This window comes from Caballeronia sp. Sq4a, assembly GCF_023170545.1.
In the GTDB taxonomy this organism is placed as follows: domain Bacteria; phylum Pseudomonadota; class Gammaproteobacteria; order Burkholderiales; family Burkholderiaceae; genus Caballeronia.
Window position 1 is genome coordinate 223,036 of sequence record NZ_CP084253.1, and the last position, 25,753, is coordinate 248,788.

A 25,753-nucleotide genomic window follows, 5' to 3' on the forward strand; every position below is an offset into this window, starting at 1 on the left:
AGCGAACCCCAACCTCACGTCTTGCGCTTGTAGCGGACCCAAACGACATCGTTATCCCGCTTCTCGACCGACTCCAGCTTCAGATAGGCGGGCTTCTGCCACTTATCCATTGCTACTTCGAATGATGAAGGATGCGCGTCACGCCCATCGACGAGCGGCATCAGCAACACGCTGACTTCATCCGCGAGTTGCGCGTTGACGAATGCCCCGGATACGTGACCGCCTCCCTCGACGATGAGCTTGTCGATCTTCAGTTCGCGGCCGAGCGTTTCTACGACGCGGTGAAGATCGATGTCGTCCTTTCCGCCGAAAAGATACGACGCGCCGATCGACTGAAGGTGCGCGAGATAGTCGTCCTCCACGCTCTCCGCCACGACTTCGACGATATGCGAGTCGAGCGCGGTATCGCTCTTCCAGCCGACGCGGCCTTTCGGGTCGATCGACACGGCGTACTGGCTCGCGTCGCGCTTGGCGAAATGATCCGTGCGCGGCAACGGGCTCTTGGCGAGACCGCGTGGATATTCACGATCCTTCGCGTGCGAGATTTCCTGCATCGTGACGCGGCCGCATACCCACGCATCGGCGTTGAAGCTGGCAGCCGTCTCTTCATAGCATGGGCTGGCAAAGTCGAGATGCCAGCCGTCCGTGAGGCTTCGGCCATCCACTGAAGACATCATGTGGCAGACGATGTACATCGGTTTCCCCTTGCGGTGTTGCGCTGAACTCGCGTAACGTCGGCGTCTCAAGCGTCGGGCTTCTCGTCCGGCGGCAAAGGGCCTTCCTGGTCGATTGTGCTGCCCTGACGCCAGACGTCCTTACCCGCTTCCGAGAGCTTGCCGCTGCTCGAGTCCTTGCCCGCTTCGGTGCCTTCAACGGCCATCTTGCCGCCTGCCTGCTCCTGCGCGGGCAGTTTCTCTCCCTTCTCCGCCTGAATGCGGTCTTCCTGCGATCGTCCGGCATGCGTCGTCATCGTATCCTCCGATGGGTTCAATTGGACACGTCAGACTCGTAGCAAGCCGCAAGCCAACCCTCCGGCGCGGTATCGGGTCCGGATCAGAAGCGCGTCGTCGGGCGAACTGTATAGGAGGGCTAACTAGCAGTTTCAGAACGTCTCCCAGTCGCCGCCATCCGTCGCGGTTGCCACGGGCTTCTGCACCGTGGCTTCGACGTGTTTCGCCGTCGGCGTCGCCTTCGTTCGCTGCAATGCCTGAGGAGCAGGGCGTTGCACCGTCGGAGCCGTCGCCGGGCGCGGGCGGCTTTCGCTCGACACGGGCGTCACCGCGTGAGCGGAAGCCACAGCTGCGCTCGGGCTCGTGCGAAAGACGTTGACGGCTTTGCGAAGCGCTTCAGCCTGGTCTTCCAGCGAGCCGGCCGCGGCGGCCGCTTCTTCGACGAGCGCGGCGTTCTGCTGCGTGACTTCGTCCATCTGCGAGATAGCCAGATTGACCTGCTCGATGCCGCGGCTCTGCTCGTGCGATGCGGACGCAATTTCGCCCATGATGTCGGTCACGCGCTGAATCGCGGAGTGCACGCTGCGCATGGTCTCGCCTGCCTTCGCGACGAGCTCGGTGCCTGCGCCGACGCGGCTGCCCGACGTCTCGATCAGCGCCTTGATTTCCCTCGCCGCGCTCGACGAACGCTGCGCGAGGCTGCGCACTTCGCCTGCCACGACCGCGAAGCCCCGGCCTTGTTCGCCGGCGCGCGCGGCTTCCACTGCGGCATTGAGCGCGAGAATGTTCGTCTGGAATGCGATGCCCTCGATCATGCCGATGATCTCCGCGATCTTCTCCGAGCTTTCTTCGATGCCGGCCATCGTCTCCACGACCTGTCCGACGATCGCAGTGCCTTCGTTCGCGACGGCGCTCGCGTTCTCGGCGAGACCGCTGGCCTGACGCGCGTTGTCGGCGTTCTGCTTCACCGTCGAGGTCAGTTGTTCCATGCTCGCCGCCGTCTCCTGCAGCGATGCAGCCTGCTGTTCCGTGCGCGACGACAGGTCCGTATTGCCGGCGGCGATCTCCTTCGTTGCGCCGGCAATCGCGTTGGCGGACGAAGTCACCGCGCTCATCGTTTGCAGCAGCCGGTCCTGCATCGCCCGCACCGATGCCATGAGACTCGCATCGTCGCCCGCCGCGACAGGCACAGCTTGCGTGAGATTGCCCGCCGCGATGCGTTTGCATGCCTCCGCGACGTCCTTCGGATCGCCTCCGAGCTTGCGCAGCACATTGCGGATGATCCAGCCCATTGCCACGGTCAACGCAAGGCCGACCATGCCGACGATCGCAAGCATCGCGAGCAGGCGCTGGCCGAATTCACGATTGATGTCGTCGACGTAAGCGCCCGTATAGACGTGCCAGTCCCACGCGCGAACATACTCGCCGTAAGCGATCTTCGGCAGCGCCTCCGTTTGTCCCGGCTTCGGATAGAGGTAATCGGTCACGTGCGTGCCGTCGAGTCCGTGTTTGACGATCGCGGCGGTGAAGTGCTTGCCGGTCTTGTCGACCAGATCGTTGATCTTGTTCTCGGTCTCGGGACGCATCGGGTTAAGCAATTGCAGCATCGTCGAGTCGACGACGAGCAAATAGCCGCTCTGCCCATAGCGCACCGGACGCAAATGCGCGATGGCCGCGCGCTTGGCGTCTTCGGCTGGCATCGCGCCGCTTTGCGCCTGCTGCACATAGAAGTTGACCACGCTCACCGCGGACTGAACCTGCTCGGCCAGCGCTTCCTGACGGTCCTTCATCATCAACGTGCGCGTCATGGTCGCGCTCAACAGCGAGAGCACGATCAAACTCAGCCACACGAATCCCACGGTGCTCCACAGTGTTGCCTTGAAGCTCATTCTCTGCATTTGTCTCGCCCTTGCGTTCAACGTTGAATAATTTGCCGACAGGGTAGATATCGGCTCGTTTGTCGGAAAGTTGAACGTTTGCTTTCAGGCCGGCGGAGGGCGGCGACTGCGGACTGTTTGGTCGGGAAAAGCAAAGTAGCACGCCGTGCCTCATATCGTCTGATGAATGCGCGTTACCGTACTTAAGTGGCGTTGCCTGCGCGCTAACGTATGCGGGCAGATACGAATCATCCCCGCGTAGAGGGATGGCATCTGTCTCATCAAGGTACGAACATGGTATTGGTCAAACTGAGCGCACAGGAACTTCAAGTCGGCACGCCCCTTCCGTTCGCCGTCTACTCGGCGAGCGGCAAACTTCTTTTGACGAGGGGTTACTGCGTGCGATCCGAGGGCCAGCGCGACAGGATTCTCGCAGCCGGCGGGTTCCGCGACGAAGACGCGCCGATCGAGCGGCCGCACGGGGAAGGCGTCATGTCGAGCGAGCTGCTGATATCGACCGCGAAGCACGACGCGCCCGCGAACCGTCCCAAGCTCGATCGCGCGGCCGCCGTCACCGGCACCCTGCCGAAGACGCTGGAAAGCATGCAGTTGACGCTGGTCGGCTGCGATCACCCGCCGGTGCAGGCGGAATTCGTCGGTTCCGTTGCAGGCAGCGCGTTGGTCGTGACCGCAGGCAGCGTGCATGAGTTGCTGGACGCGGGTATGTCCGTCGAATGCAAGGGGCTGCTCGGGCGCAAGATCTATCGTTTCTCCAGCACGGTGATCGGACGAAGCGAGTCGCCTGTGAAAGTCGCTTATCTCGCGTATCCGCAAACCGTGCAGACGCAGGTCGTGCGCAAAGACGTGCGAGTGTCGACCGAGCTGGCGGGTCGTCTCATCAGGAACGATTGTGTCGCGGCGGGCTTCGACGTCGCCGTGGTCAACGTCAGCCTCGGCGGCGTGGCGTTGCGCCTGGCGGACGCGCTCGTGAATGTCGACGAGCACTTCAAGCTCGCGTTGCGCCTGCGCGCCGACGGCAAGGTTCACGCGGTGGTGTTCAACTGCATCGTGCGCAATTTGCGTCGAGCGGCGGGCGCCGTGCTTGTCGGCGCAGAGTTCAGTAACCGGTCCGTCGATACGACCGCGCTGCTCAGAATCCACATGTTCGAGACGGCGACGGGCAGCGCGTCGGAATGACTTAGACTGCTCGGAGGTCTTTTGCATTACTGAAGAACACCGCGCAAGGCCGTACTTCTAACGAAACGCGCGCTTACGTAAATGCTACAAGCAAACACGTCGTCACATTCGAACGGTCGAGCTTATACGCCGCGCGGCGCAATGACCGAACGCATGCACACATGCGTAGCCAGCTCTGTGGCCTACCGCACATTCCATAGTTCGGATTGCAAATAACGCATTGAACGTTGCTTGCAGTGGTCCATACTCTAAGCGCCGGTGCAGCGTAGAAACCGGCCGTCCGTTCTTGCTGCAACGCACCCGCTCCGGGCCGCTTTGCAGGTCCTCTTTGTGCGCTCCCTGGGGGGTGTATGGTCTCCAATTCGACTAAGCGACGCGCGTTCCTGAAGGGAACGGCGTCCGCACTCGCAGTTGCATCGCTTCCACGGTGGGGCATGGCGGCCACTGCTCCGTTCATCAGACTCGAATGGCAAGTGTTTAAAACCACGCCGCACTACGCGTCGTATCTCAACGCCGTGCGCACGATGAAAGCCACCAACGACAGAACCAATCCAGCATCGTGGCAGTACTGGGTCGATGTTCACAACAATTACTGCCCGCATAGCACGGCGTACTTCCTGACGTGGCATCGCGGTTACCTGTACTACCTCGAACAACAGTTGCGCACCGTATCAGGCGACGCAACGCTCACGTTGCCGTACTGGGACTACTACTCGTATCCGGTGATTCCTTCTGAATTCACGGATACCGCGCGTAGCAACCCGCTTTATGTGTCGCGAATCAACACCAACGTCTATCAGGCGCTCGATCTCGGTCCCTTCGGGTCGAGCGTGTACAACTTCCAGCGCGGCACCAACAACGCATTCGAGCCCAAGCTGGAAAACGCGCCGCACAATCCGGTTCATGACATCATCGGTAATAACATGGCCGATATCGCCACGGCGCCGATCGATCCGATCTTCTACCTGCATCACTGCAACATCGACCGTCTGTGGAACGCATGGTCGCTGCGCTCGACGAGCCGCGTGCCGTCGGCCACGAGCAGCTACTGGAACGGCAGCTTCACCTATGCGAGAGGCTTGACTATCTCGAAGTCGAAAACGCGCACGACCACGGGGCTGAGTTATGACTACGCCAACGACACCATGCCCGCTGTGCTGCCGCCCCAGGCGCAACAAGGGAGGATTATTCGCGTGCAAGCACAGATCGGCGCCATTCAGGCGCGGCCGAAGACCGGCCCATTCACGGCGAGTCCCGGGCGCACGGTGTCATCGACGCGCCGTTCCCTGGGAGGCGTAAAGGGCGTCGTATTGGACGAGTTCTCGATCAGCGCGAGCATTCCGCTGCAGGCCGCGAACGCCACCGCATTGAAGGATGTGCTGGCCACTTCGCCGGCTGTCGGACTGAGTCAATCCTCGGATGCATCGCAGGCCACGCCGCAAGCAAGTAGCGGGTTCCAGTACGTGAAGGTCGTGCTCGACGGAGTCAAGATGCCTGCGGCGGCCCGAAAAGGCGGCTTCTTCTATAACGTCTATCTGAATCTGCCTGCGAGCGGCGACGTCGACGCCGTGAAGTCGCAGCACTTCATCGGTACCTTGGGCGCGTTTCAGGTTGCCACCGCTGCGCATCACGGCATGAGCGAGATCGACTATGACGTCACTGACGTGCTCGCGCGTCTCGGCATTTCCAATGTGAGCGACGTCGTGCTTTCATTCGTGCGCGTGAGCGGGGCGAACGCGCCGAAGGGCATGGCTGTTTCGATCAACGAGGCGCGCATCGAACTCGGCACGGACGGGCCGTAGTCGAAGATGACCGCGACGCGGCGAACCACTCGCCGCGTTGCGATCCATTCCTCGGCGTATCAGCGCAGGTTGGTTCGCGCCAGTTCGATCAGTTCATCGCCGCGACCGCTGAACACCGCGCGCAGCATATAAAGGCTAAAGCCTTTCATCTGCGCATAGTTGATGGTCGGCGGAATCGCGAGTTCGTGCTTGGCCGTCACCACGTCGACGACCGCCGGACCCGGATGCGCGAACGCGTCCTTGAGCGCGCCTTCCAGTTGCTCCGATTGCTCCACGCGCACGGACCATATGCCCGCGCCCTTCGCGATCTGCGAGAAGTCCGTTCTGGATAGATCGACGTTGGTGTCGAGATACCCCGCGGCCTTCAACTCCATCGACACGAAGCCGAGCAGGCTGTTGTTGTAGACGATGACCTTGATCGGCAACTCATGCTGTACGGCCGTGAGCAGATCGCCGAGCAGCATCGACAGGCCGCCGTCCCCTGAAAGCGACACCACCTGCCGCCCCGGATTCGCCGCCTGCGCGCCGAGCGCCTGCGGCATGGCGTTCGCCATCGAGCCATGATTGAACGATCCGTGCAACTGACGCTTGCCGTTCATCGACAGATACCGCGCGGCCCATAGCGTGGGCGTGCCGACATCGACGGTGAAGATGGCGTTGTCCGCTGCGGCCTCGTCGACGAGCTTGGTCAGATATTGCGGATGGATGGGGCGATCAGGCGCGGACGGCGTGGCGAGATGGTCGAGCTCCTTGCGCGCATCGGCATAGTGTTTCAGCGCGTTTTCCAGAAAGCGCCGCTCTGTCTTGCGTTGCAGCCGCGGCATGAGCGCCGTGACCGTCTCCTTCACCGTGCCGATGAGGCCGAGCGCGAGCGGCGCGCGCCGGCCCAATTGCGAACCACGGTTGTCGACCTGCACGACCTGCGCGTTCGGCGGATAAAACGGCCGATACGGGAAGTCACAGCCGAGCAGCAGCAGCGTGTCGCACGACATCATCGCGTGATAACCCGAACTGAAGCCGATGAGTCCCGTCATGCCGACATCGAAAGGATTGTCGTATTCGATGAACGGTTTGCCGCGCAACGCGTGAACAATCGGCGCGCCGAGCGTGTCCGCGAGCGCGACCACTTCGTCATGCGCGCCCGCGACGCCGCTGCCGCACATGATCGTGACCGCATCGCAACCATTCAGCATGTGCGCGAGTTTGTCGAGTTCAGTGTCGGCGGGCACGATGGTATGCGGGGCCGTCGGTGTCCAGCGAGCGGGGGCATCGGGGCCTTCGGACAAGGCGACATCGCCCGGCAGCACGATCACCGCGACCCCGCGCTCTTCCAGCGCGGTGCGCATGGCGCGCTCCAGCACGCGCGGAAACTGCGAAGCGTTCGATACCAGTTCGACAAAGTGACTGCATTCGCTGAAGTACGTCTGCGGATGCGTTTCCTGAAAATACCCGAGCCCGATTTCCGTCGACGGTATATGCGCCGCGATGGCCAGCACGGGCTGACGATTGCGATGACAGTCGTAGAGCCCGTTGATGAGATGCAGATTGCCCGGTCCGCAACTGCCCGCGCATACAGCGAGCCGGCCGGTGGTCGCCGCATCCGCGCCTGCGGCGAATGCAGCCGCTTCCTCATGCCGCGTATGCATCCAGCGAATGGTGCCCAGTTCGTCGAGACTGTGCGCGAGCCCGTTGAGGCTATCGCCCGTCACGCCCCAGATGCGCTCGACGCCCGCTGCCGCGAGCGTCTTTGCCAGATAGTCCGCGATTGATTGCTTGGCCATGTGCTTTCCTCCGAAGAAAAACGCGCACCATGCGCGATGTGATCGACTCAGAAGGCGTCGCTAGAAAGCCAACCTGACAAACTCACTCCGGAATGATGCGCTCGCGCTTCAGACGGTCGAACAGCGCGAAAAACGCATCAGGCGTGCTCTGATAATCGAGGAAGCCGGCCTTGCGGCTCTTCGTCATGTCCGTGAGGACTTCCATCGGACGTCCGAGGTCGGCATCCGTATGCCACCAGGAGACGAGCTTGTCTACGTTCGACTCTGCCAGTGCGTGCCGTGCCGCGATCTCCGCCCACGTCTTGCCGGCATGCTGCATGCGGCCTTCCAGTGGTTTGATTTCGCCGTCGAAAGGCGCGGGCTCGATACCGAAGTAATTGGCGATGCGCTCCCACATCCACTTCCAGCGGAACACGTCGCCATTCACGACGTTGAAGTCTTCGTTGCGCGCTTCCGGCCACGTCGCGGCCCATTCGAGATGGCGCGCGAGAAGACGCGCGTCCGTCATGTCGGTCAGGCCGTTCCATTGCGCGGCCGAACCGGGAAACAGGAACGGTTCGCCGGTCGCCTTGCACAAGTTCGCATAGACGGCGAGGGTGACGCCCATGTTCATTGCATTGCCGATGGCGAAACCGATGATGCTATGCGGCCGATGCACGCTCCATCCGAAGCCGAACTGCCGCGCGGCATCGAACAAGCGGTCTTCCTGCTCGTAGTAGAAGTTGTCGACGGGCTGCCGGCCTTGTTCCTCGCGGAAGGGCGTGGCCGGAATCTCGCCTTTGGCGTAGGCCTCGAAGGGCCCGAGATAATGCTTGAGGCCCGTGACGAGCGCCGCATGTTCGAGCGCGCCCGACGGGCCCAATGCCGCGAGGACATTGGCGACCATTGCGCCGTTGACGCGGATGTTTTCCGCTTCGGTTGCCTGCCGCGACCATGCGGTGAAGAAGACGTGAGTGAAGTCGCGTCCGCTCAATGCCTGCGCGACCGATGACGCCGACGTGAGATCCGCGACGATCGATTCGACGCCGGCGGGCGCAGGCGTGCGGCCGCGCGACACGCCGGTGATGGACCAGTCTCCACGCGTTTGAAGATGCTCGGCGAGATTGCGTCCGATGACGCCGGTCGCGCCGATGATGAGTGCTTGTTTGTTCATTGCAGCCTTGCGAGTCGATTGATCGATGTGCCAGTGTGACGGATAGCGATGATCCTTGCTGAACGCTGCGCTTTTCGCCGGGGACATGAGACGCGGGCGGCAAAACCGTCCTGTTGCCTGCATCGCCGATGTAAGAACTACTCGACGCGCGACGCCGGAACGCCATCGTCTCGCGCAACGCCGTCAGCCATGCGCGATCGCTCCCCAGGCGCAGTAAAATGCAGCACTCGAAAAACGCCGAAGTGCCAGGGTATCGCCAAATGGATGTCAAGGATCAAGGTCTCGTCGGTTCTGCCGGTTCGGGCAGCGGACACTTCGAGCGCATGATCGCGGGGGTCAGGGACTACGCGATCTATCTTCTTTCTCCGACCGGTCTGGTCACGAGCTGGAACGTCGGTGCCGAGCGCATCAAAGGCTATGCGCCCGAGGAAATCATTGGTCAGCACTTCTCACGGTTTTATACCGAAGAGGACCGCGCGACGGACCTGCCTTTGCGCGCGCTGGAGATTGCGGTCCGCGAAGGCAAATTCGAATCGGAAGGCTGGCGCGTGCGCAAGGACGGTTCGCGTTTCTGGGCACATGTCGTGCTCGATTCCCTGTTCGACGATTCGGGGCATCATGTCGGCTACGCCAAGATCACGCGCGACATCACTGCCCAACACGAAGCGAGGCAGATCGCCGAACGTCAGAAAGCCTTGGCGCTCGATGCCCGCACGCGCGAATATCACGAGTTGCTGCGGCTCTTCGAGCAGGCGCCCGGCTTCGTGTGTTTCTTTCGGGGTGCGAATCATGTCTACCAGCTACAGAACGGAGCGCATCATCGGCTTGCGGGATTCAGGCCGATTATCGGCAAGCCTGTGAGAGAGGCGTTGCCCGAACTCGCAGGGCAAGGCTTCTTCGAACTGCTCGACGAGGTGTATCGAACGGGCCGCCCGTATGTCGGCCGCGCCGTGCCGTTGCGTGTCGATCCGCTCGCGGGCGGCGAGAGCGAAGTGCGCTTCATCGACTTCGTGTACCAGCCTATCGTCGATGACGCGGGCGTGGTCGTCGGTATCTTCTCGCAAGGCAACGACGTCACCGATCAGGTCGCGGCGCAAGAGGCGCTCAGGCGCAAGCAAGGGGAACTGGAACAGGTCATCGTCGAGCGCACCGAGGCGCTGGAAAGCACGAGCCGGGCGCTGGAACTGGCGAAGGAACTGCACGTCGACAACGCGCGCCTCCTGCGGCTTTTCGAGCAGGCGCCAGGTTTCGTCTGCGTGTTGCGCACGCGCGAGCACATATTCGAACTGGCGAACGCGGCGTATCGCAGCCTGACGGGCGATCGCGATCTCGTCGGAAAGCGCGTGCGGGATGCGTTGCCCGAAGTGGTCGAACAAGGCTTCATCGAGGTGCTGTCGGGCGTCTTCGACACCGGCGAGCCTTACGTCGGCAAGGCCGTGCCGGTCATGATCCGCCCGCGCGACGGCGCGCCGCTCGAAACGCGCTTTCTCGACTTCGTTTATCAGCCCATTGCAGGCAACGACGGCGAAGTGGTCGGCATCTTCGTTCAGGGCCAGGACGTCACGGTGCAGAAGCTCGCGCAGGACGAAGTGGAGCGCTATCAAACGAGCCTCGAAGCGCTGGTCGAAGAGCGCACGCGCGAACTCGAACAGACGCAAGCCGCGTTGCAGCGTTCGCAAAAGCTGGAGGCGATCGGCAAGCTCACCGGCGGCATCGCGCATGACTTCAACAACATCCTGCAGGTGATCGGCGGCAATCTGCAACTGTTGTCCGCTTCTGTTGCCGGCAACGAGACGGCGATCAAGCGCGTGGACACTGCGGCGAGCGCGGTGGAGCGCGGCGCTAAACTGTCTTCGCAACTGCTGGCGTTCGCGCGGCGTCAGCCATTGCAGCCGGTCGTCACGAATCTCGCGCCCGTGGTCGCGGGCATGGACGACATGCTTCGGCGCGCGCTGGGCGAGTCGGTGGTCATGGAGACGGTTCTGGCGGGCGGGCTATGGAACGTGCAGGTCGACCCGCATCAGCTCGAAAACGTCGTGCTGAATCTCGCGATCAACGCCCGCGACGCCATGCCCGACGGCGGCAAGCTCACCATCGAACTGAGCAATTCGATGCTGGACGACGACTACGTCGCATCGGACGCCGATCTCGAACCGGGCCAGTACGTGATGCTCGCCATCTCCGATACCGGCACCGGCATGACGCGCGAAGTGATGGAACGCGCATGCGATCCGTTCTTCACGACGAAGCCGGAAGGCGTCGGCACCGGGCTTGGCCTCTCGATGGCGTATGGCTTCGTCAAGCAAAGCGGCGGGCACTTCAAGATCTACAGCGAAATAGGGCACGGCACCACGATCAAGATCTATCTTCCGCGCTCGCATGAAGCCGTGGTGCAGACCACGTCGCTCGCGGCGGCGCCAGTCGTCGGCGGCACGGAGACGATTCTCGTCGTGGAAGACGATCGCGCCGTGCAGACCACCGTCGTCGAAATGCTGCGCGAGCTCGGGTATCAGGTGCTCAAGGCCGACAACGCCGAGAGCGCGCTCGGCATCTTGCAGAGCGGCTTGGCCATCGACCTGTTGTTCACCGATGTCGTGATGCCCGGCAAGCTGCGCAGTCCCGAGCTCGCGCGAGGCGCGAAGGCGCTCTTGCCGAACATCGAAGTGCTGTTCACTTCCGGGTACACGCAAAACGCGATCGTGCATGGCGGACGGCTCGACGCCGGCGTGCAATTGTTGACGAAGCCTTATCGGCGCGAACAACTCGCGCGCAAGATCCGGCACATGCTGTCGAACCGAAAGCAGGTCGCGCTTGCGCGTTCACAGCCGGCGAGGCAGACGGTGGCTCCGGTCGCGCCGTTGCCGCAGCGCTTCGGCGTGCTCGTCGTCGAGGATCACCCGGAATTGCGCGAGATGGCGGTCGAACTCATTCGGGCGTTGGGGCATCGGGTGACGGCGGCCGCCAGCGCGGAGGAAGCGCTCGCGTCGTTCGCCAAGGACGACTTCGACATTCTCTTTACCGATGTCGGGTTGCCCGGCATGGACGGCGTCGCGCTGTCGCGAAGGCTCAAGGCAGAGCAGCCCGGCCTGCGCGTCATCTATGCGACGGGCTACGGCGAGGCGATCGAAGCGGGCGCCGACAGCAGCGGCACGGTGTTGGCGAAGCCTTATACGCTCGCGAGCCTGAACGCGGTGCTCGCGCAGTTTTCCGAAGCGGCATCGGACGGACACGCCGCCGCGGACGGCTCGGTATAGGCGCTTTAGTCGCGGGCTACCAGCGCGCGCCGAAGCTCTGCCGCAGTTCGTCGATGGCGGCGTCGTCGAGCGGCGCGGGCCGCGGCGTGGTCATCAGCCAGAGGCGGGCGGTTTCTTCGAGTTCCTCGAGCGCATACGACGCATGCGAGACACTGCGCTCCCACACCACGGGCCCGAGCCGCTCCAGCAGCACGGCGCGCACGTCGGCCGCGCGCGCCGCGATCTCGGCCGCCGCCTGCGGGTCGCCGGGGCGGCGGTAGCGCACGAGCGGTACGTGGCCGACCTTCATTACGTAGTAAGGCGTGATCGGCGGCAGCACGTCCTCGTCGCTCCAGACGCCTGCGAGCGTCAGCGCAACCAGCGACGTCGAATGCGTATGCACGATGCCGCGCGTCTCGACGCTGCCCTCGTAGATGCGCCGATGCAACTCCAGTGTCTTCGAAGGCCGCGCGCCGGAAACGTGCCGTCCCTGCGCATCCACTTTGGCGATCTGCGCGGGATCGAGCCGGCCGAGACAGGCATCCGTCGGCGTGATAAGCCAGCCGTCGTCGCAGCGCGCGCTGATGTTGCCCGCCGTGCCCACGGTGTAGCCGCGCGCGTACAGACTTTCGCCGACCGTGCAGATTTCCTCGCGCAGCTTCGCGTCGCTGGCCGATGCGATGACGGTGTCGCTCACGCGCGCTCTCCTTCTATGTAACGCAACGCCTTGTCGAAGAAATCGCGCGCGCCGAAATTGCCGGACTTCAACGCGAGCGCCAGCGGCGTGTCGCCGACACTGACGGTCACCGGCACGCCCGGATCGATGGGCGGCCCGATCTGCAACATCTGCACGCCGAGCGCCTGCACCACCGCGCCCGATGTCTCGCCGCCCGCGACGACGAACTTGCGCACGCCGCGCGCGCGGGCTTCACGGGCGATGGCGGCGAGCGCATCCTCGACGAGCTGACCCGCCGCCGCGCTGCCGAGCTCTTGCTGCACCGCTTTGACTTCGTCGGGTGAAGCCGTGGCGTAGACCAGCACCGGCTGCGGCGCGTGCGCGTCGATGAAGGCGAGCGCCTCGTCGACGACCGCCTCGCGCCGTGCGAGCGCGCGCGGATCGACGCGAAACGCCGGCCGCGTCGCGATCCATTCGGCTACTTGCGCGTTGGTCGCGTTCGATGCGCTGCCCGCCAAGACAAGCGCCGCGCCCTCGACGGCGGGCAGGTCCGCTGCCTTGTCGTTCGGCTCGATGAGTCCGGCGCGCCGGAAGTTCTCCGGCAAGCCGATGGCGACGCCCGAGCCGCCCGTGATGAGCGCGAGATCGGCACAGGCCGCGCCGAGCGTGCGCAGGTCGGCGTCGGTGAGCGCGTCGGCAATGGCGAGACGCACGCCGTCGGCACGCAAGGCGGCAATCGCGCCGCGCACGGCATCGGCGCCCGCGGCGACCGTATCGCTCGCGATCAGACCGACCTTCGATTTGCTTTGCCGTTGGAGGACGCGAACGAGGTTGGGGTCGCGCATCGGCGTGAGCGGATGGTGCTCCATGCCCGATTCGCTGAGCAGCGCGTCACCGACAAAGAGGTGCCCGCGATAGACCGTGCGCTTGTTCTCGGGAAACGCAGGGCAGGCTATCGTGAAGTCCGCGCCGCTTTGCCCGGCGAGCGCATCGAGCAGCGCCTCGGCGACCGGGCCGATGTTGCCCGCATCGGTGGAATCGAACGTCGAACAGTATTTGAAGAAGAACTGGCGGCAACCCTGCGCGCGCAGCCAGTCGAGCGCCGCGAGCGATTGGGCGACCGCATCGGCCGCTTCGATCGTGCGCGATTTGAGCGCGACGACCACGGCGTCGGCGTCGAGGCGCGTGTTCGAGGCGGGCACGCCGATGGTCTGAACCGTGCGCATGCCGCCGCGCACGAGCATGCTCGCGAGATCGGTGGCGCCGGTGAAGTCGTCGGCGATGCATCCCAGGACGGGATGCCGGGTGGATGTGTGCATGTGCGACCTCCGTTGCGACGATTGTACGGGCGATCGGTGCGAAAGCGGTGGCGCAATGGACTATGAACCACGCATTCGCTCAGACCATAACGCAAAGACGCTTATGCCATCGGCCGCAACGTTTCCCACTTCAGATCGGTGAAGCACGGCCCTTGCGTGGCCTCGCTGAACTTCACGTCGTTATGCTCGGCGTTCCACTCCATCACGAGCACGTTTTCATCGATATCGACGGTCAGGTCCCAGCCGACGCAGCGCGCGAACGGCGCCTTCGCATGCAGCGCGATCACTTTCTCCACGCACTTTGAAAACGCGGGCAAGGTCACGCCGTCGAAGCGGATTTTCGAATCGGGGTGCGCGTCGACGCGGGTCCAGTCGCTCAGATAGCCCGTGCTGAAGAGTCGCCCGCTTTCCAGATGCACCGGCACGCACACTTCGCTGTCGGGGCGAATGTACGTGTCCGCGGACCGGCCGAGGCGCAGAAAACAGGCGCGCAGCGAGATATGGCCCGCATCGTCGACGACGGTGGTCAGGCGCACCGTCGCGACCGCCTTCGACGCGAACTGGTCGAACGTCGCGTGCTGGACGATGAAGCGTTGCAGCACGCCGTTGCCGAGCTGGCTGATGCGCTCGGCATCGAAGTCCTTGCGGTCCATCAGAAAGACGCCCTTGCCCTGCATCGAGTGATCGAGCTTGAACGCGATCCGGTCCGTCGTGCTGAAAACGAAGTTCGCGACCTGAGACTTGTGGATGGCGGTGTGATCGGCCGTGTAGAAGATGCCGTTCACGTAGTAGCCGAGATCGGGGAACGCGTCGTCCTGAAAGAGCAGCCGCGACACTGGCTTCAAGTGCGACATCTGCCCGTAGAGGCCCTTCATCTTCGGAACGACGATCCAGCCGTAGTAGTTGTCCGGAATCCAGCCTTCCTTGAACTCGCCGTTCAGCGCCGTGTAGACGTGGAGCCACGGCGCATAGCAGGCGTCGCCGAGCACGTCGCGTGCGTACGCATCCGCGAGCCGCAGTTGCGCGGCATTCGTTTTGCCCTGCCTGCTCTCGATGCTACGCAGCACCTCGCGCGCCTCCCGCGCATGCTTCCGATGAAAGCGATGTTGCGAGAGGTTCTTCCACGAGATCTTGACGAGGCTTTCGACGTACGGTGCGGGCATGGTGGTTCCGCTCTGACTGAGCTTTGTTGTTTGACTTTATCGAGCAACAGAGCCTACCGGCCGTAACTGACGAAACCCTTAAGGAACGGGATCGTGGCGAGAAACGGCTGACTTTTGGCGGGCGGCATGAGCAGACAATACGGCGGCTTTCGGCATACGAATACGGTAGTGGCGATGCGTTGCGCGCACGTCATTGCGGCCACGGACACACGTCTGCGGAACCGCGCGCGATCACGAGCGCCGTTGCAGCGGCGAGCGCATAGCGTCCGTCAGGCACCACGTTGCAGTATTGGTCGTACCAACTGCCTCCGGACGCGGCTGGCGGTATCGTGACCGAGGTCGATGCAACCGCGCATGCGGTGCCGTCGTACTGACACACCGGATTTACGTAGACCCATCCGTTCGAATATTGCCGCGCGCAGACGCCGGCATTGGCGCCGTTCACCCAGCCGCATGCGCCGGAAGGCGGCGACCCGTACGGATCGACCGAAGGCGGCGGCGCAACCGGCCGGCCGACTGGCAGCCGCGGGAAACCGCTGAACGCGAGGCTCTCGCTCGTGGCGCTTGCGGTGGCCGCGGTGTCGAGCGTGACGCTCGTCGATGAGTCCACGGTTGCGATGGTCGAACCCGGCGCGATGCCCGCGCCGTTCACGTGAAGTCCCGCCGCGAGGCCGCGCGTGCCGGAAAGGCCAGTGACAGTCGCGCTGCCGCGCGCCAATGTCCCGGTCAGCGCAAGGTCGACGTAGCCGCCCATCGACGGCGGATACGCTTGCGCCGCGCGCGACGAGATTTGTCCGGCCGAGAGGTAGTTCTGCGTGCCCTGCGTGACGAGCAGCAGCCATGCCGTCGCCCACGTCTCTTCGGCGCGCGTCATGCCGCCGGTGTCGTGTCCGTCGAGATAGCTGATCGCGCCGTAGAACTTCTGGCTCGCGCGTTCGGCGTTGTAGAGATGCGCGGCGAAGAGATCGTCGATCATGAAGCCGTTGTACCACCGGTTCGCCAAGGTCGTGCCTTGATGCTGCGGAACGTTTTCTTCGATCACGCCGCTCACTGCATCGGCGATGTCGGTCCACTTGACGCCGCCTTGATAGCTTACGTTGGCCACCGTCGCAAGGCCCATTGTTTTCGCTTGCGCGCTGAGATACTTGATGTAGTCGAGGTTCGCTGCGCTCCAGTTGGCATCGTCGGCCGATGTGTATTGCGTGACGAACGTTCCGCCACATGCAGGACGCAACGAAGCCGGACACGGGGAAACGGTGCCGCTATAGTGCCCGGCTTGATAGACGGCTCCGTTTCTGATGTTCGCAGTGCTCACGTTGTCGAGGGAAAGCGCCTGATAGCCGCTCGCGAGCGCCGCCATCGACTGGAACAGGTGCTGACGGACGGCGGGATTCGCGATATCGACGACCGGATAGCGCGTGTCGCCGAATTCGTAGAGCACGTTGCCGTCCGAGCCGTATTCGATCCAGTCCGGATGGTGGTAGTACAGCCAGCCGAGTTGCGTCGCGGGATAGTCGGCGCCGGCGCCTGTCCATCCGGCGGGCATGAAGTAGAGGCGGTACGCGGGCGCGTAGGACATCGAGTAGATGCCGAGCTGCGCGCTGTAACCCGACGACCACATCGCGCCGACCTGGCCGACGAGACGCTGTTGCGCCGCTTGCGTCGTCGGGCCGAAGGCTTGCAGGAAGTTGATCGGATAGCTGAGGCTTTCGATCGAAATGGGCAAGTAGCCGGTATCGGCGGTGGTGACTTGTGAAGCAGGCGCGGGCGATGCAACGGGCGCTGCCGTCGTTGCGGAGACGGTCGCATCGCTGGCGTTATTGCTTCCGCTGCATCCGGGCAGGACGCTGCAAAAAACGATCGCGCAGACGCAGCTTCGCATCTGGCGGAACAGCTTGAAAAAGGGCGTGGCAGATGCGTCGTTATTGTTCAATTTTCCCCTCGTGTATTTTTTATGCATCTGTAAAGCCGGGTTGCTGCGAATCGCAGCAACGACGAGCTATCGATATCGCAAGTGGTCGCGAGCCGATCGTCTTGAGCGTCTTTGCTGCTCGTCGGCAAGCAATCCGAAGTGTCGATGTTTCGATCGATACAGCTGCCTAAAAGCAAGCAATAGCTCGACGCGAAACTCGGATTTATCTTAACGTGAATTCAGAATGAGGTAGGACAATTCGCATCTTCTTCGCATGGTCATCGTTCGAAGTGCGAAAGACATGCGAGAGTGCGAACGCGCTCGAAGCGGCCGCTCCTGGAGCGCCGAAGTCAGGTTCTCGAAGTGGCCGGGAAGAAACGAAGCGGTAACTGCCAATAGATGGCGCCGCGCTTCACCAAACCGCGCGACTGCACTAGCACGTGTCTTCGAACATATGCGTGTGCGAACCCGCATTCAAAATGCAGATCCGCGCCGACCCCCGCGCCCGGCGCTGAATCGTTCGCGACCGCTCACAACTTGACAAAGAGATAACGGCGAACACCACAACCGGGCTAGACTCGTCAGCACAAACGCACAGCCGCGCGATCACATGCCATACAAAAACGAAGCACGCCGGCAAAGATGCGAAAGACCGCACGTTTCTCGGGGATCGTGAATGAAAAGGACGACGCTGATACGCCTGTTCGATGCGCTCGCATCGGGCTTCATCTGGCTGGTCGCAATGAGCACCTTGCGCATCGTGCTCGCGCGCGACTGGCTTCAACACCGCATGGCCGCTCGTTGCGAGCGAGGTCATCCGGGCGCGGTGTCGCGTGATCGCGATATCGCGTACCCGAACAGAACCTGACGCAATAACGAACGATAACGGGCGGTAACGACCGCAAAACACAGCGGGCCCTCGAAACGAAGGCCCGCCGTGTTCGCTTCCGCACGAAAGACGCGCTAGCCGCCTGCCTTGGTCACGCGCCAGACGGCGTTCCCGGCGTCGTCGGCGATCAGGAGCGCGCCGTCCTTGTCCTGTGCCAGTCCGACCGGCGCGCCGCGCAACTGCTTCTCGTCGGCCGACACGAATCCGGTGACGACGGGCTTCGGCGCGCCGACCGGCTGGCCGTCCTGGAACGCGACGTACGCGACCGCATAGCCCGCGAGCGGCGAACGGTCCCAGCTGCCGTGCTCGCCGATGAACGCGCCGCCGCGATACTGCTCGGGGAGATTGCCGCCGGTATAGAACAGCAGCCCGAGCGGCGCGACGTGCGACCCGATGGCGTAATCCGGCTTGATGGCTTTCTGGACGAGATCGGGTCTTTGCTGATGCACGCGCTCGTCCACGTGCTGTCCATAGTAGCTATACGGCCAGCCGTAGAAAGCGTGCTCCTTCACCGAAGTCAGATAGTCAGGAACGAGATCGGCGCCGATCTCGTCGCGTTCGTTCGCTACCGCCCACAGCTTGCCCGTCTTCGGCTCCCATTGCAGCGAGGTCGGATTGCGGATGCCGGAGGCGAACACGCGGCTGCCGCCCGTCGCAATGTCGACTTCCAGCACGGCCGCGCGGCGGTATTCCACTTCCAGTCCGTTCTCGCCGACATTGCTGTTCGAGCCGACGCCCACGTAGAGCTTCTTGCCATCGGGGCTCGCAAGCAGCGCCTTCGTCCAGTGATGGTTGATGGTGCTCGGCAGATCGGTAAGCTCGACGCCCGTGCCGTCGATATGCGTCGCGCCGGTCTGATACGGGAACGCGAGAATCGCGTCGGTATCGGCGACGAAGAGCGTATTGCCGACCAGTTGCATGCCGAACGGCGAATGCAGATGGTCGATGAAGACGTGCTTCTCCCATTCGCCGCTGCCGTTCGCGGGCTTGCGCAGCAGCGTGATGCGGTTGCCGCCTTTCGCTTCCTTGCCCGAGCGCGTCTGCACCATGCCCGCGATGAGCTGCTTCGGCGTCGTGACCGGCTCTTCGTCAGGACTGCTGGATTCCGCCACGAGGATGTCGCCGTTCGGCAGCGCGTACACCTGACGCGGATGCTCCAGTCCCGACGCGATGCCTTCTATCTTCAGCCCGTCCGCAACCTTGGGTGTCTCGCCGCTTTTCCAGCCGACGTGCTTCGGCACCTGCATCGGCGGGGCGAGGAAGTTGCGCGCGTTCGGCAGCGGCGGATTCGCGCCGGCCTGCTGCTGCGATTCGTAGGACGCGTGTTCGTCGCATCCGGCGAGGCAGGCCGCAACGGCCATCGAAACGAGGCTTGTGCGCATGATGTTATTCACGGACGGCCTCCGGCAGGTTGAAGCGGTTGAACTTGTCGAAGGCGAGCATCACTTGTCCGGCGCTCAGCAGGACGACCGTGACGACCGAGAGGATGACGCTGAGCGGGACCATCGCGTAGGCGTCGCGCGAGTGAACGAATGCGTTCACCACCGCCGCGATGATGCCGAGCAGATTGAGCCAGAAGTCGGTGCGTTCCAGGCTCGTGACCGTGCCTCGCCCGCCGAACCAGACGTGACCGAGATTGATGAACCGCGGAATAATCGCGAAGAGCAGGCCCACGGTGACGAGCCACGCCGCGCCCTTCGCCCAGAAGATGACGGCGTTGATCGCATAGATGATGTCGAAGATCAGCGTGCCGACGAAGAGACCATATGGAATCGGATTGAGCCACTCGAAAAGCGCCGTGGCCAGGCGCGAGCGGTAGCGCGGGCGAATCGGTTTCATGAACGAGCCTCTTTGTAGTTGAACGGAACGGGCGAGAAGCGCCATGCCGCCACGCACGGCGCGTGCCCGTAAGCTGCCACCTTCTTCCGTCCAACCACCGCTTCGCGCGAGGCTTACGCGAAGATTCCGTCCGCCCGACGCAACGCCGACGCAACGCCGACAATTCGCTACGGAGCCCGTACGTAACGCTGCCGGCGAAGCTGCATGTCACGCGCTGAAGCCTCCATCGATCATCAGGCTCGCGCCCGTCACGAACGACGCTTCCGGCCCCGCGACGTACGCCACCATCGCGGCGATTTCATCGGCCCTGGCGTGCCGTTGCACGGCCATCAGCGCGTGCAGCGCGGAGCCGAACTCGCCTTGCTCCGGGTTCATGTCGGTGTCGACCGGACCGGGCTGCACGTTGTTCACGGTGATGCCTTTCGGGCCGAGATCGCGCGCGAGACCCTTCACGAGACCTTGCAGCGCCGCCTTGCTCATCGCGTAGGCCGCGCCGCCCGGGAACGGCATGCGATCCGCGTTCGTGCTGCCGATGTTCACGATTCGTCCGCCAGCCGGCATGTACGGCAGCACCGCTTTCGTCGCGACGAACACGGCGCGCACGTTCACGGCCACGGTCTTGTCGAAGTCGTCGAGCGAGAACGCATCGACCGGGCCGAGATACAGCACGCCTGCGTTGTTGACCAGAACGTCGATCTTGCCGAAGTGGCGCGCGGCCTGATCGATCGCGAGAGTCAGCGCGTCGGCGTCGGCGGCGTCGGACTGGATCGCGAGCACGCGGCCACCGGTTTCTTCGATCTTCGCGGCGAGCGCCGATGCCTGCGCCGTCGATCCGCGATACGTGAACGCGACTGCCGCGCCTTCGGCCGCGAGCCGGCTGACGACCGCCGCGCCGATGCCGCGCGCGCCGCCCGTGACGAAAGCAATCTTGCCGCTGAGACTGTTTGCCATGATCTGCTCCTGCTGGTTGAGTGAAAGTGAAGCCAGTATGGCCGTCGGATTCATCGCCCGGTAGCGCATAATGAGGGCAAGCAGTTTCAACCGGCAGTATCAGGCGAGGGCGCCGTGGAATCGTTCAACTTTTTGGAGTCGTTCGTCGTCACGGCGCAGACCGGCAGTTTCTCGGCGGCGGCCCGCAGGCTCGGCATGACGCCGGCCGGCGTCAGCAAGAACGTCGCGCGGCTGGAGCAGCAACTCGGGCTGCGGCTCTTTCATCGAAGCACGCGCAGCCTGACGCTGACCGACAGCGGCGAGAGCTTCTATCAGGAAGTGCGCGCGCCGTTCGACGCGCTGCGCGACGCCGTCTCGCACGCGGCGGAGCAAAACGGCGCGCCGTCCGGCACGCTGAAAGTGAGCGTCGGCGTCGGTTTCGGGCGCGAGTATCTGGTGCCGATCCTCGGGGAATTTCTGGACCGTTACCCGGCCATCGTCCCGGACGTGCATTTCGACAACCGGCCTGTCGATCTCATCGGCGAGGGCTACGACGCCGCGATCGGCGGCGGCATCGAACTGAACGAAGGCGTCGTGGCGCGCGAACTCGCGCCGGCGCATGTGATCGTGGTGGCGTCGCCCGCGTACATGGCGGACAAGCCGATGCCCGCGCATCCGTCCGAACTCGAAGCGTTCGACGGCATCGCGCGCCGTTCGGTGTCGTCGGGCCGCGTCTTCGCATGGAAGCTGCGCAACGCCGTGGGCGAACAGTGTCTCGTCCGGCATCGCACGCGCCTGATCTTCGACGACCCCGAAGCGATGGCCGCCGCCGCCATGCAAGGACTCGGCATCGCGCTGATTCCGATGCCGCACGCCGCGCGCTGGCTCCAGCAAGGCAGCCTCATGCGTCTGTTGCCGGGCTGGTTCGCCGAGCTCGGCGCGATCAGTCTGTACTATCCGAGCAAGAAGCTCTTGCCGCCGAAAACGCGCGTGTTCGTCGATTTCGTGGTGGACGCTTTTCGCTCCGGGCGGATCAACGCGCGCCTCGACTCGCGCTAGCCGCGCTCACTGAATCATGAAGGTCTCGTATTCGAGCGAATCGAGCTTTCGATCCAGCCAGACGAGACTCGCGAGCACCACGACGAGCAGCGATCCCGCGAATCCGAAGCCGTACCAGCCGGGATTCGCCATGAGCGTCAGTCCCGTCAGCACCACGTTCGACGCGACGAACAATGCGACGAGCGCCAGCACCACGCGCCGCTTGTCCAGATAGAAGAACACGTTGATGACGCCCATGAAGAGCACCTGCAGGCTCGCGGCGATCACATCGACATAAAGCAGCGGCGAGTAGAGCGTCGAAATGCGCAGCCAGCTGAGCAGCGTCGCGCTGATCGCAAAAAGCAGCAGGGCGGCCGTCGCCTGCACCTTGACGATCTCGTAGAGCCCATTGCGCAGCGCCTCGACCATTGCGTTGCGCATGCGCTCGATGTGTTGCAGCGATGCGCCTTCGCGCACCGCGCCGTAGAACGCGTCGTAGTACTCGACGAAGTCCGTCTCGATGCGCATCAGAAACACGGCCATGCCGGGAATGATCGCGAGGTAGGCGAGGAACACGGGAATGTCGTAGATGATCGACGCGCGCAGCGGTCCGATCACCGTCTGCCCCGTGCCCGGCGCGTACCAGAACATGTACTTGTCGACCCAGATGCCGAGGTTGTAGAGAAAGCCCGTCGCCATCAGCGTCGGATAGCGGTAACGCCGCGAGAAGAAGTCATACGCGATGAAGCGGTCGCTCGTGTAATCGCGATAAATGAGCGTGAGCAAGCCCGCGAGCAGCACCGTCTGCCCGAACACGAACCCGCCGAGCAGCCCCGTCAGGCCGAACACGTTCAGCGTGATCGCCGCGCCCGCCGTCAGCGTATAGCCGATGAAAAAGACCCACAGGATCGACATGTACTGCTTCATGCCGGAGAGAAAGATGGTCGCGAGCCAGATGTTGCTCATCACGACGAAGCCGGCGAGCATCAGCAGACGGTACGCCGCTGACTGATCGCGAAACAGGAAGACGACTGCGATGCCGCCGAGCAGCGTCGCGGCGACGGTCGAAACGAGCGCCGCGCCGTGATAGTTCGGCAGCACCATGTCGGCGCGTTTTTCGAAGAGGCGGTCGGAGGTGAAGCGCGTGAAGCCGAGTTGCAGCGGCCCGGTGAGCACGAGCGACAGCGAAATGAGGTACGTCACCGACACCTGAAACTGCGTGATTAGTCCGGTCGGCAGCACGAACGGCAGGCTCAGAATGCCGATCAGCAGCATGCCGATGATCGACAGAATCCACGGTCCCGCGCTGATGAGGCCCGCGTAGGCATACGCCTGCATCAGCCCGACGAGCGTGTCGCGCCGAAGCATCTTGCGCAGTTCGAAGCCGATTCCCGCCATGAAGTTTAGGTATCCTCTATTGTTTGTCGCGCGTTTCGTCGGCGATGAGCCGCTCGTACAGCACGCGATACGCGCCCACCATCCGCTCCTGCGTATAGAAGCGTTCCACTCGCGCGATGCCCGCCGCCTGCGCCGCGCGCCAGTTGTTCTCGTCGAGCAGATCGAGCGCGGCGTCGGCGAGCGCGCGCGGATCGGCGATCTGCACGACGCGGCCCGCTGCGCCGAGCGCGGCGTCTTCGCCGGGCAGACCGTAGATCAGTTGTCGGCAGGAGCCGACGTCCGTCGTCACGGAAGGCACGCCCGCCGCGAAGCCTTCGAGCACCACGAGCGGCAGCGCCTCGGAGATGGAACTGAGCACCAGCACGCCGCATTTCGGCAGCAGTTCTTCGATCTTCTGGAAGCCGAGAAACTTCACCTTGCCTTCGAGCCCGAGACTGTCGACCAGACTGCGGCATTCCTTCGCGTATTCGACATCCTCGTCCTCCGGACCGGCGATCCACGCCTCCGCGAGCGGTTCCTTGCGCACGACGGTCAGCATCGCCCGAATGAAGGTTTTGATGTCCTTGATCGGCACCACGCGCCCGATCAGGCACAGCGTCTTCGGCACGCCCGGCGCGCGCTTTTCGCGCAGCGGCGCGAGTCGCGGCAGGTTGACGCCGTTCGGAATGCTCGCCGTCCTTTGCGCGGGCGCGCCGTCGGCCACTTGCCGCTGGCGATTGCCTTCATAGAGCGCGATGATGTCGTGGGCCGCGTCGTAGCACACGCGCCCGAGCGTTTCGAAGAAGCGCACCCACAGATCGCGGAAGTAGCCGACTTGCGACACGTCGCGCTCGAAGATGCTGCGGTTGTCGCGTATCCACTGGCTCTGAAACAGGTCGATCTTGCGTTCCTTCGTATAGATGCCGTGCTCCGACACGAGCAGCGGCCGGCCCGTGCGATAGTGCGCGAGCGCGCCGAGAAAGCCCGCATAGCCGGTGGACACCGTGTGATAGACGCCCGCATCCGGCAGACCGTCCGCGATGCGCGCGAGCAGCCAGAGCGGCTTGTGCATCACGCGCACGGTCCAGAAATAATCGACGAACGAAGGGTCGGTGCATCGCTCGCGATACTGCTCCGTCACGTAGTTCCACGCCTCGCGCGAGTAGAGGAATTCGCTCTCGGAGAGACGGCCGTCCGGCGCCAGGTCTTTCAGCATGTCGCGCAGCATGGAGCCGGCCGCGGCGCGCATCGCCGGATTGCGCATGGCTTCGTGCAGATCCGCCGATTGCGCGAAGGCCGCCCGATCGCCGCGGCGCTTCGCCACTTCGGGGTTCGCGGCGAAGTCGTAGAGAAAGTGATTCTCCTGATGCACGACGTTCTCCGGCAGCGCATACGAAGCCTTCGGATAGTCCTGCGGACGGCTGCCGAGAAAGCACAGCGCGAAGCTCAGGTCCGGGAACGCGCGGATCATCTGATTCACCCAGCTCGACACGCCGCCGCTCACATACGGGAACGTGCCTTCGAGCAGCAGCACGACGTCGGCACGCGGCGCTTTCGGCAGCGTCGTCGTCAACGCGGGCCACGATGTGTGCGGAATATCGGCGATGTTTGCGTTCATGAGGCGCCTTTGCGCAGCGTGGCGAGCGAGCCGCGCCAGTAATCGAGTACGGGCTTCATGACGGGCAGGACCGCGGACGGGCTCATCTGTCCGAGAAGCGTCTTGACGCGGGCGAAGTCGCCGCGCAGATACGCGGCTTCGGCCAGATAAGGCAGCATGCGGTCGCGCGCGAAGCCGTGTTGAATCGCGCGTTCGAGCAGCATGTCCGCGGCGTCGAGGTCGCCGCGATCGAGCGCGAGCCGTCCGCGCATGCGCCACAGCGCCGCGTCAGCCGGTTCGATATCGAGCGCGGCGGCGGCGTAGGCATCGGCTTGTTCCGCCGCGTTGCGATACACGTCGCCCTGCACGAGATGCGCGTAGATCAGTTCGCCGTATAGCTCGGCGAGCGTCTTGTTCACTTCGTAACGCTCGCGCGGCGTGAGCGGTTCAGACAGGCGAGGGCGTTGGGCGAGGATGCGCTGCGTGAGGCGCTTCTCCTGGCTGTCGAGCATGCCGTAGGCGAGCAGGCGAATATCGTCGAGCGGATCGGCGAGCATGCCGCGCAACAGCGGACTGATGGTGTGCGCGGGCATCGACTGCATGGCGAGCAGCGCCGTCATGCGCAGGGACGTCGCCGCTTCCGCGTTCTGCAACTCGGCCTTGAGGCGCGCGCCGCGTCCGTACGACACATGCGGGATCAGATGCGTCGCGAACTCCGGTTCTTCGATATAGGCGATGCCTTTTGCCGTCACGCGGCGCGGCAACGCGAGCGCGAGCACCATCGCGCCGACGGACACGAGCGCGCCGCCCACCGGCACCGCGAACACGAACATCCACAGATAGCACCACGCGCCCTTCGAGCGATAGCGCGCGGGCAGCGTCCGCCAGCACGCGAACGCGAGCAGCGTGGCCGCCACGGCCTGCGCGGCGAGGCAGACGAGCAGCACGCGCGTCGGCGGCCCGGCGCGCGAGGCGAGCACGAACATGCCGATTTGCACCGCGACGCCGAGTAGCGCCGCG

Annotated in this window: 20 protein-coding genes; 5 read left to right on the top strand and 15 right to left on the bottom strand. The window is 63.7% G+C overall.

What is annotated here, in order from left to right; genetic code table 11:
- Window positions 1-14: 14 nt before the first annotated feature.
- The 3 genes from LDZ24_RS25535 to LDZ24_RS25545 form a co-directional block, all read right to left on the bottom strand.
- Entirely contained in the window at window positions 15-695 is a 681-nt protein-coding gene (locus LDZ24_RS25535; RefSeq protein ID WP_248324668.1) for a dihydrofolate reductase family protein, read from the bottom strand.
- Between the two features lie 47 nt (window positions 696-742).
- Window positions 743-970: a hypothetical protein gene (locus LDZ24_RS25540; protein ID WP_248324669.1), complete on the bottom strand. Its 228-nt coding sequence runs from the start codon at window positions 968-970 to the stop codon at window positions 743-745.
- A gap of 132 nt (window positions 971-1,102) precedes the next feature.
- Complete coding sequence (locus tag LDZ24_RS25545; RefSeq protein WP_248324670.1) at window positions 1,103-2,848, bottom strand: methyl-accepting chemotaxis protein; 1,746 nt, start codon at window positions 2,846-2,848, stop codon at window positions 1,103-1,105.
- 378 nt (window positions 2,849-3,226) lie between these two features.
- On the opposite strand from LDZ24_RS25545, the gene LDZ24_RS25550 reads away from it, so the two are divergent.
- Window positions 3,227-4,024 (top strand): PilZ domain-containing protein, encoded by a 798-nt coding sequence (locus LDZ24_RS25550; protein WP_248324671.1) that lies wholly within the window; start codon window positions 3,227-3,229, stop codon window positions 4,022-4,024.
- A 434-nt stretch (window positions 4,025-4,458) separates the two neighbouring features.
- The gene (locus LDZ24_RS25555) at window positions 4,459-5,826 is read left to right on the top strand and encodes a tyrosinase family protein (protein ID WP_248324672.1); all 1,368 of its coding nucleotides are present in this window, start codon (window positions 4,459-4,461) and stop codon (window positions 5,824-5,826) included.
- 59 nt (window positions 5,827-5,885) lie between these two features.
- Here the strand turns inward: LDZ24_RS25555 and poxB are convergent, their stop codons facing one another.
- Together poxB and LDZ24_RS25565 are read right to left on the bottom strand one after the other, a co-directional pair.
- Window positions 5,886-7,607, bottom strand: a complete 1,722-nt coding sequence (gene poxB, locus LDZ24_RS25560; RefSeq protein WP_248324673.1) for a ubiquinone-dependent pyruvate dehydrogenase — start codon at window positions 7,605-7,607, stop codon at window positions 5,886-5,888.
- 82 nt (window positions 7,608-7,689) lie between these two features.
- Complete coding sequence (locus LDZ24_RS25565; protein ID WP_248324674.1) at window positions 7,690-8,760, bottom strand: SDR family oxidoreductase; 1,071 nt, start codon at window positions 8,758-8,760, stop codon at window positions 7,690-7,692.
- Window positions 8,761-9,020: 260 nt separating this feature from the next.
- On the opposite strand from LDZ24_RS25565, the gene LDZ24_RS25570 reads away from it, so the two are divergent.
- Window positions 9,021-12,014: a response regulator gene (locus LDZ24_RS25570; protein WP_248324675.1), complete on the top strand. Its 2,994-nt coding sequence runs from the start codon at window positions 9,021-9,023 to the stop codon at window positions 12,012-12,014.
- A 16-nt stretch (window positions 12,015-12,030) separates the two neighbouring features.
- On the opposite strand, the gene LDZ24_RS25575 is transcribed toward LDZ24_RS25570, so the two are convergent.
- The 4 genes from LDZ24_RS25575 to LDZ24_RS25590 all read right to left on the bottom strand — a co-directional run bounded on the left by LDZ24_RS25575 (window position 12,031) and on the right by LDZ24_RS25590 (window position 17,084).
- The gene (locus LDZ24_RS25575; RefSeq protein ID WP_248324676.1) at window positions 12,031-12,690 is read right to left on the bottom strand and encodes an aldolase; all 660 of its coding nucleotides are present in this window, start codon (window positions 12,688-12,690) and stop codon (window positions 12,031-12,033) included.
- A complete protein-coding gene (otnK, locus tag LDZ24_RS25580) occupies window positions 12,687-13,988 on the bottom strand; it encodes a 3-oxo-tetronate kinase (protein WP_248324677.1) in 1,302 nt (433 codons plus the stop codon). Before otnK ends, LDZ24_RS25575 begins: the two co-directional genes overlap by 4 nt.
- A gap of 101 nt (window positions 13,989-14,089) precedes the next feature.
- Window positions 14,090-15,151 carry a sugar-transfer associated ATP-grasp domain-containing protein gene (locus tag LDZ24_RS25585; RefSeq protein WP_248324678.1) on the bottom strand — a complete coding sequence of 354 codons (1,062 nt, stop codon included), beginning with the start codon at window positions 15,149-15,151 and terminating at the stop codon, window positions 14,090-14,092.
- A 190-nt stretch (window positions 15,152-15,341) separates the two neighbouring features.
- The gene (locus tag LDZ24_RS25590; protein ID WP_248324679.1) at window positions 15,342-17,084 is read right to left on the bottom strand and encodes a hypothetical protein; all 1,743 of its coding nucleotides are present in this window, start codon (window positions 17,082-17,084) and stop codon (window positions 15,342-15,344) included.
- Window positions 17,085-17,739: 655 nt separating this feature from the next.
- Between LDZ24_RS25590 and LDZ24_RS25595 the strand changes: the two genes are divergently transcribed.
- The gene (locus LDZ24_RS25595; protein WP_248324680.1) at window positions 17,740-17,931 is read left to right on the top strand and encodes a hypothetical protein; all 192 of its coding nucleotides are present in this window, start codon (window positions 17,740-17,742) and stop codon (window positions 17,929-17,931) included.
- 95 nt (window positions 17,932-18,026) lie between these two features.
- Here the strand turns inward: LDZ24_RS25595 and LDZ24_RS25600 are convergent, their stop codons facing one another.
- The 3 genes from LDZ24_RS25600 to LDZ24_RS25610 form a co-directional block, all read right to left on the bottom strand.
- Complete coding sequence (locus LDZ24_RS25600) at window positions 18,027-19,313, bottom strand: sorbosone dehydrogenase family protein (protein WP_371747512.1); 1,287 nt, start codon at window positions 19,311-19,313, stop codon at window positions 18,027-18,029.
- A 25-nt stretch (window positions 19,314-19,338) separates the two neighbouring features.
- On the bottom strand, window positions 19,339-19,791 hold the full coding sequence (locus LDZ24_RS25605) for a DUF2231 domain-containing protein (protein WP_175945446.1): 453 nt from the start codon (window positions 19,789-19,791) through the stop codon (window positions 19,339-19,341).
- Window positions 19,792-19,998: 207 nt separating this feature from the next.
- The gene (locus tag LDZ24_RS25610) at window positions 19,999-20,742 is read right to left on the bottom strand and encodes an SDR family oxidoreductase (RefSeq protein ID WP_248324681.1); all 744 of its coding nucleotides are present in this window, start codon (window positions 20,740-20,742) and stop codon (window positions 19,999-20,001) included.
- Between the two features lie 114 nt (window positions 20,743-20,856).
- Between LDZ24_RS25610 and LDZ24_RS25615 the strand changes: the two genes are divergently transcribed.
- Window positions 20,857-21,780 (top strand): LysR family transcriptional regulator, encoded by a 924-nt coding sequence (locus LDZ24_RS25615; RefSeq protein ID WP_206470829.1) that lies wholly within the window; start codon window positions 20,857-20,859, stop codon window positions 21,778-21,780.
- Between the two features lie 6 nt (window positions 21,781-21,786).
- On the opposite strand, the gene pelG is transcribed toward LDZ24_RS25615, so the two are convergent.
- The 3 genes from pelG to LDZ24_RS25630 are packed head-to-tail and all read right to left on the bottom strand — an operon-like array spanning window position 21,787 to window position 25,719.
- Window positions 21,787-23,157, bottom strand: coding sequence for an exopolysaccharide Pel transporter PelG (gene pelG / locus LDZ24_RS25620; protein WP_206470830.1), 1,371 nt, complete (start codon window positions 23,155-23,157; stop codon window positions 21,787-21,789).
- Between the two features lie 16 nt (window positions 23,158-23,173).
- On the bottom strand, window positions 23,174-24,754 hold the full coding sequence (gene pelF, locus LDZ24_RS25625) for a GT4 family glycosyltransferase PelF (protein WP_248324682.1): 1,581 nt from the start codon (window positions 24,752-24,754) through the stop codon (window positions 23,174-23,176).
- Window positions 24,751-25,719 carry a lipopolysaccharide N-acetylglucosaminyl transferase gene (locus LDZ24_RS25630; protein ID WP_371747513.1) on the bottom strand — a complete coding sequence of 323 codons (969 nt, stop codon included), beginning with the start codon at window positions 25,717-25,719 and terminating at the stop codon, window positions 24,751-24,753. The genes pelF and LDZ24_RS25630 overlap by 4 nt, the downstream gene beginning before the upstream one ends.
- Between the last annotated feature and the right edge of the window lie 34 nt (window positions 25,720-25,753).

Coding starts and splice junctions, on each gene's coding strand:
- LDZ24_RS25535 (WP_248324668.1), bottom strand. CDS start 695: ATGTACATCGTCTGCCACATGATGTCTTCAGTGGATGGCCGAAGCCTC.
- LDZ24_RS25540 (WP_248324669.1), bottom strand. CDS start 970: ATGACGACGCATGCCGGACGATCGCAGGAAGACCGCATTCAGGCGGAG.
- LDZ24_RS25545 (WP_248324670.1), bottom strand. CDS start 2,848: ATGCAGAGAATGAGCTTCAAGGCAACACTGTGGAGCACCGTGGGATTC.
- LDZ24_RS25555 (WP_248324672.1), top strand. CDS start 4,459: ATGGCGGCCACTGCTCCGTTCATCAGACTCGAATGGCAAGTGTTTAAA.
- poxB (WP_248324673.1), bottom strand. CDS start 7,607: ATGGCCAAGCAATCAATCGCGGACTATCTGGCAAAGACGCTCGCGGCA.
- LDZ24_RS25565 (WP_248324674.1), bottom strand. CDS start 8,760: ATGAACAAACAAGCACTCATCATCGGCGCGACCGGCGTCATCGGACGC.
- LDZ24_RS25570 (WP_248324675.1), top strand. CDS start 9,021: ATGGATGTCAAGGATCAAGGTCTCGTCGGTTCTGCCGGTTCGGGCAGC.
- otnK (WP_248324677.1), bottom strand. CDS start 13,988: ATGCACACATCCACCCGGCATCCCGTCCTGGGATGCATCGCCGACGAC.
- LDZ24_RS25585 (WP_248324678.1), bottom strand. CDS start 15,151: ATGCCCGCACCGTACGTCGAAAGCCTCGTCAAGATCTCGTGGAAGAAC.
- LDZ24_RS25595 (WP_248324680.1), top strand. CDS start 17,740: ATGAAAAGGACGACGCTGATACGCCTGTTCGATGCGCTCGCATCGGGC.
- LDZ24_RS25600 (WP_371747512.1), bottom strand. CDS start 19,313: ATGGCCGTTGCGGCCTGCCTCGCCGGATGCGACGAACACGCGTCCTAC.
- LDZ24_RS25605 (WP_175945446.1), bottom strand. CDS start 19,791: ATGAAACCGATTCGCCCGCGCTACCGCTCGCGCCTGGCCACGGCGCTT.
- LDZ24_RS25610 (WP_248324681.1), bottom strand. CDS start 20,742: ATGGCAAACAGTCTCAGCGGCAAGATTGCTTTCGTCACGGGCGGCGCG.
- pelG (WP_206470830.1), bottom strand. CDS start 23,157: ATGGCGGGAATCGGCTTCGAACTGCGCAAGATGCTTCGGCGCGACACG.
- pelF (WP_248324682.1), bottom strand. CDS start 24,754: ATGAACGCAAACATCGCCGATATTCCGCACACATCGTGGCCCGCGTTG.
- LDZ24_RS25630 (WP_371747513.1), bottom strand. CDS start 25,719: ATGTTCGTGCTCGCCTCGCGCGCCGGGCCGCCGACGCGCGTGCTGCTC.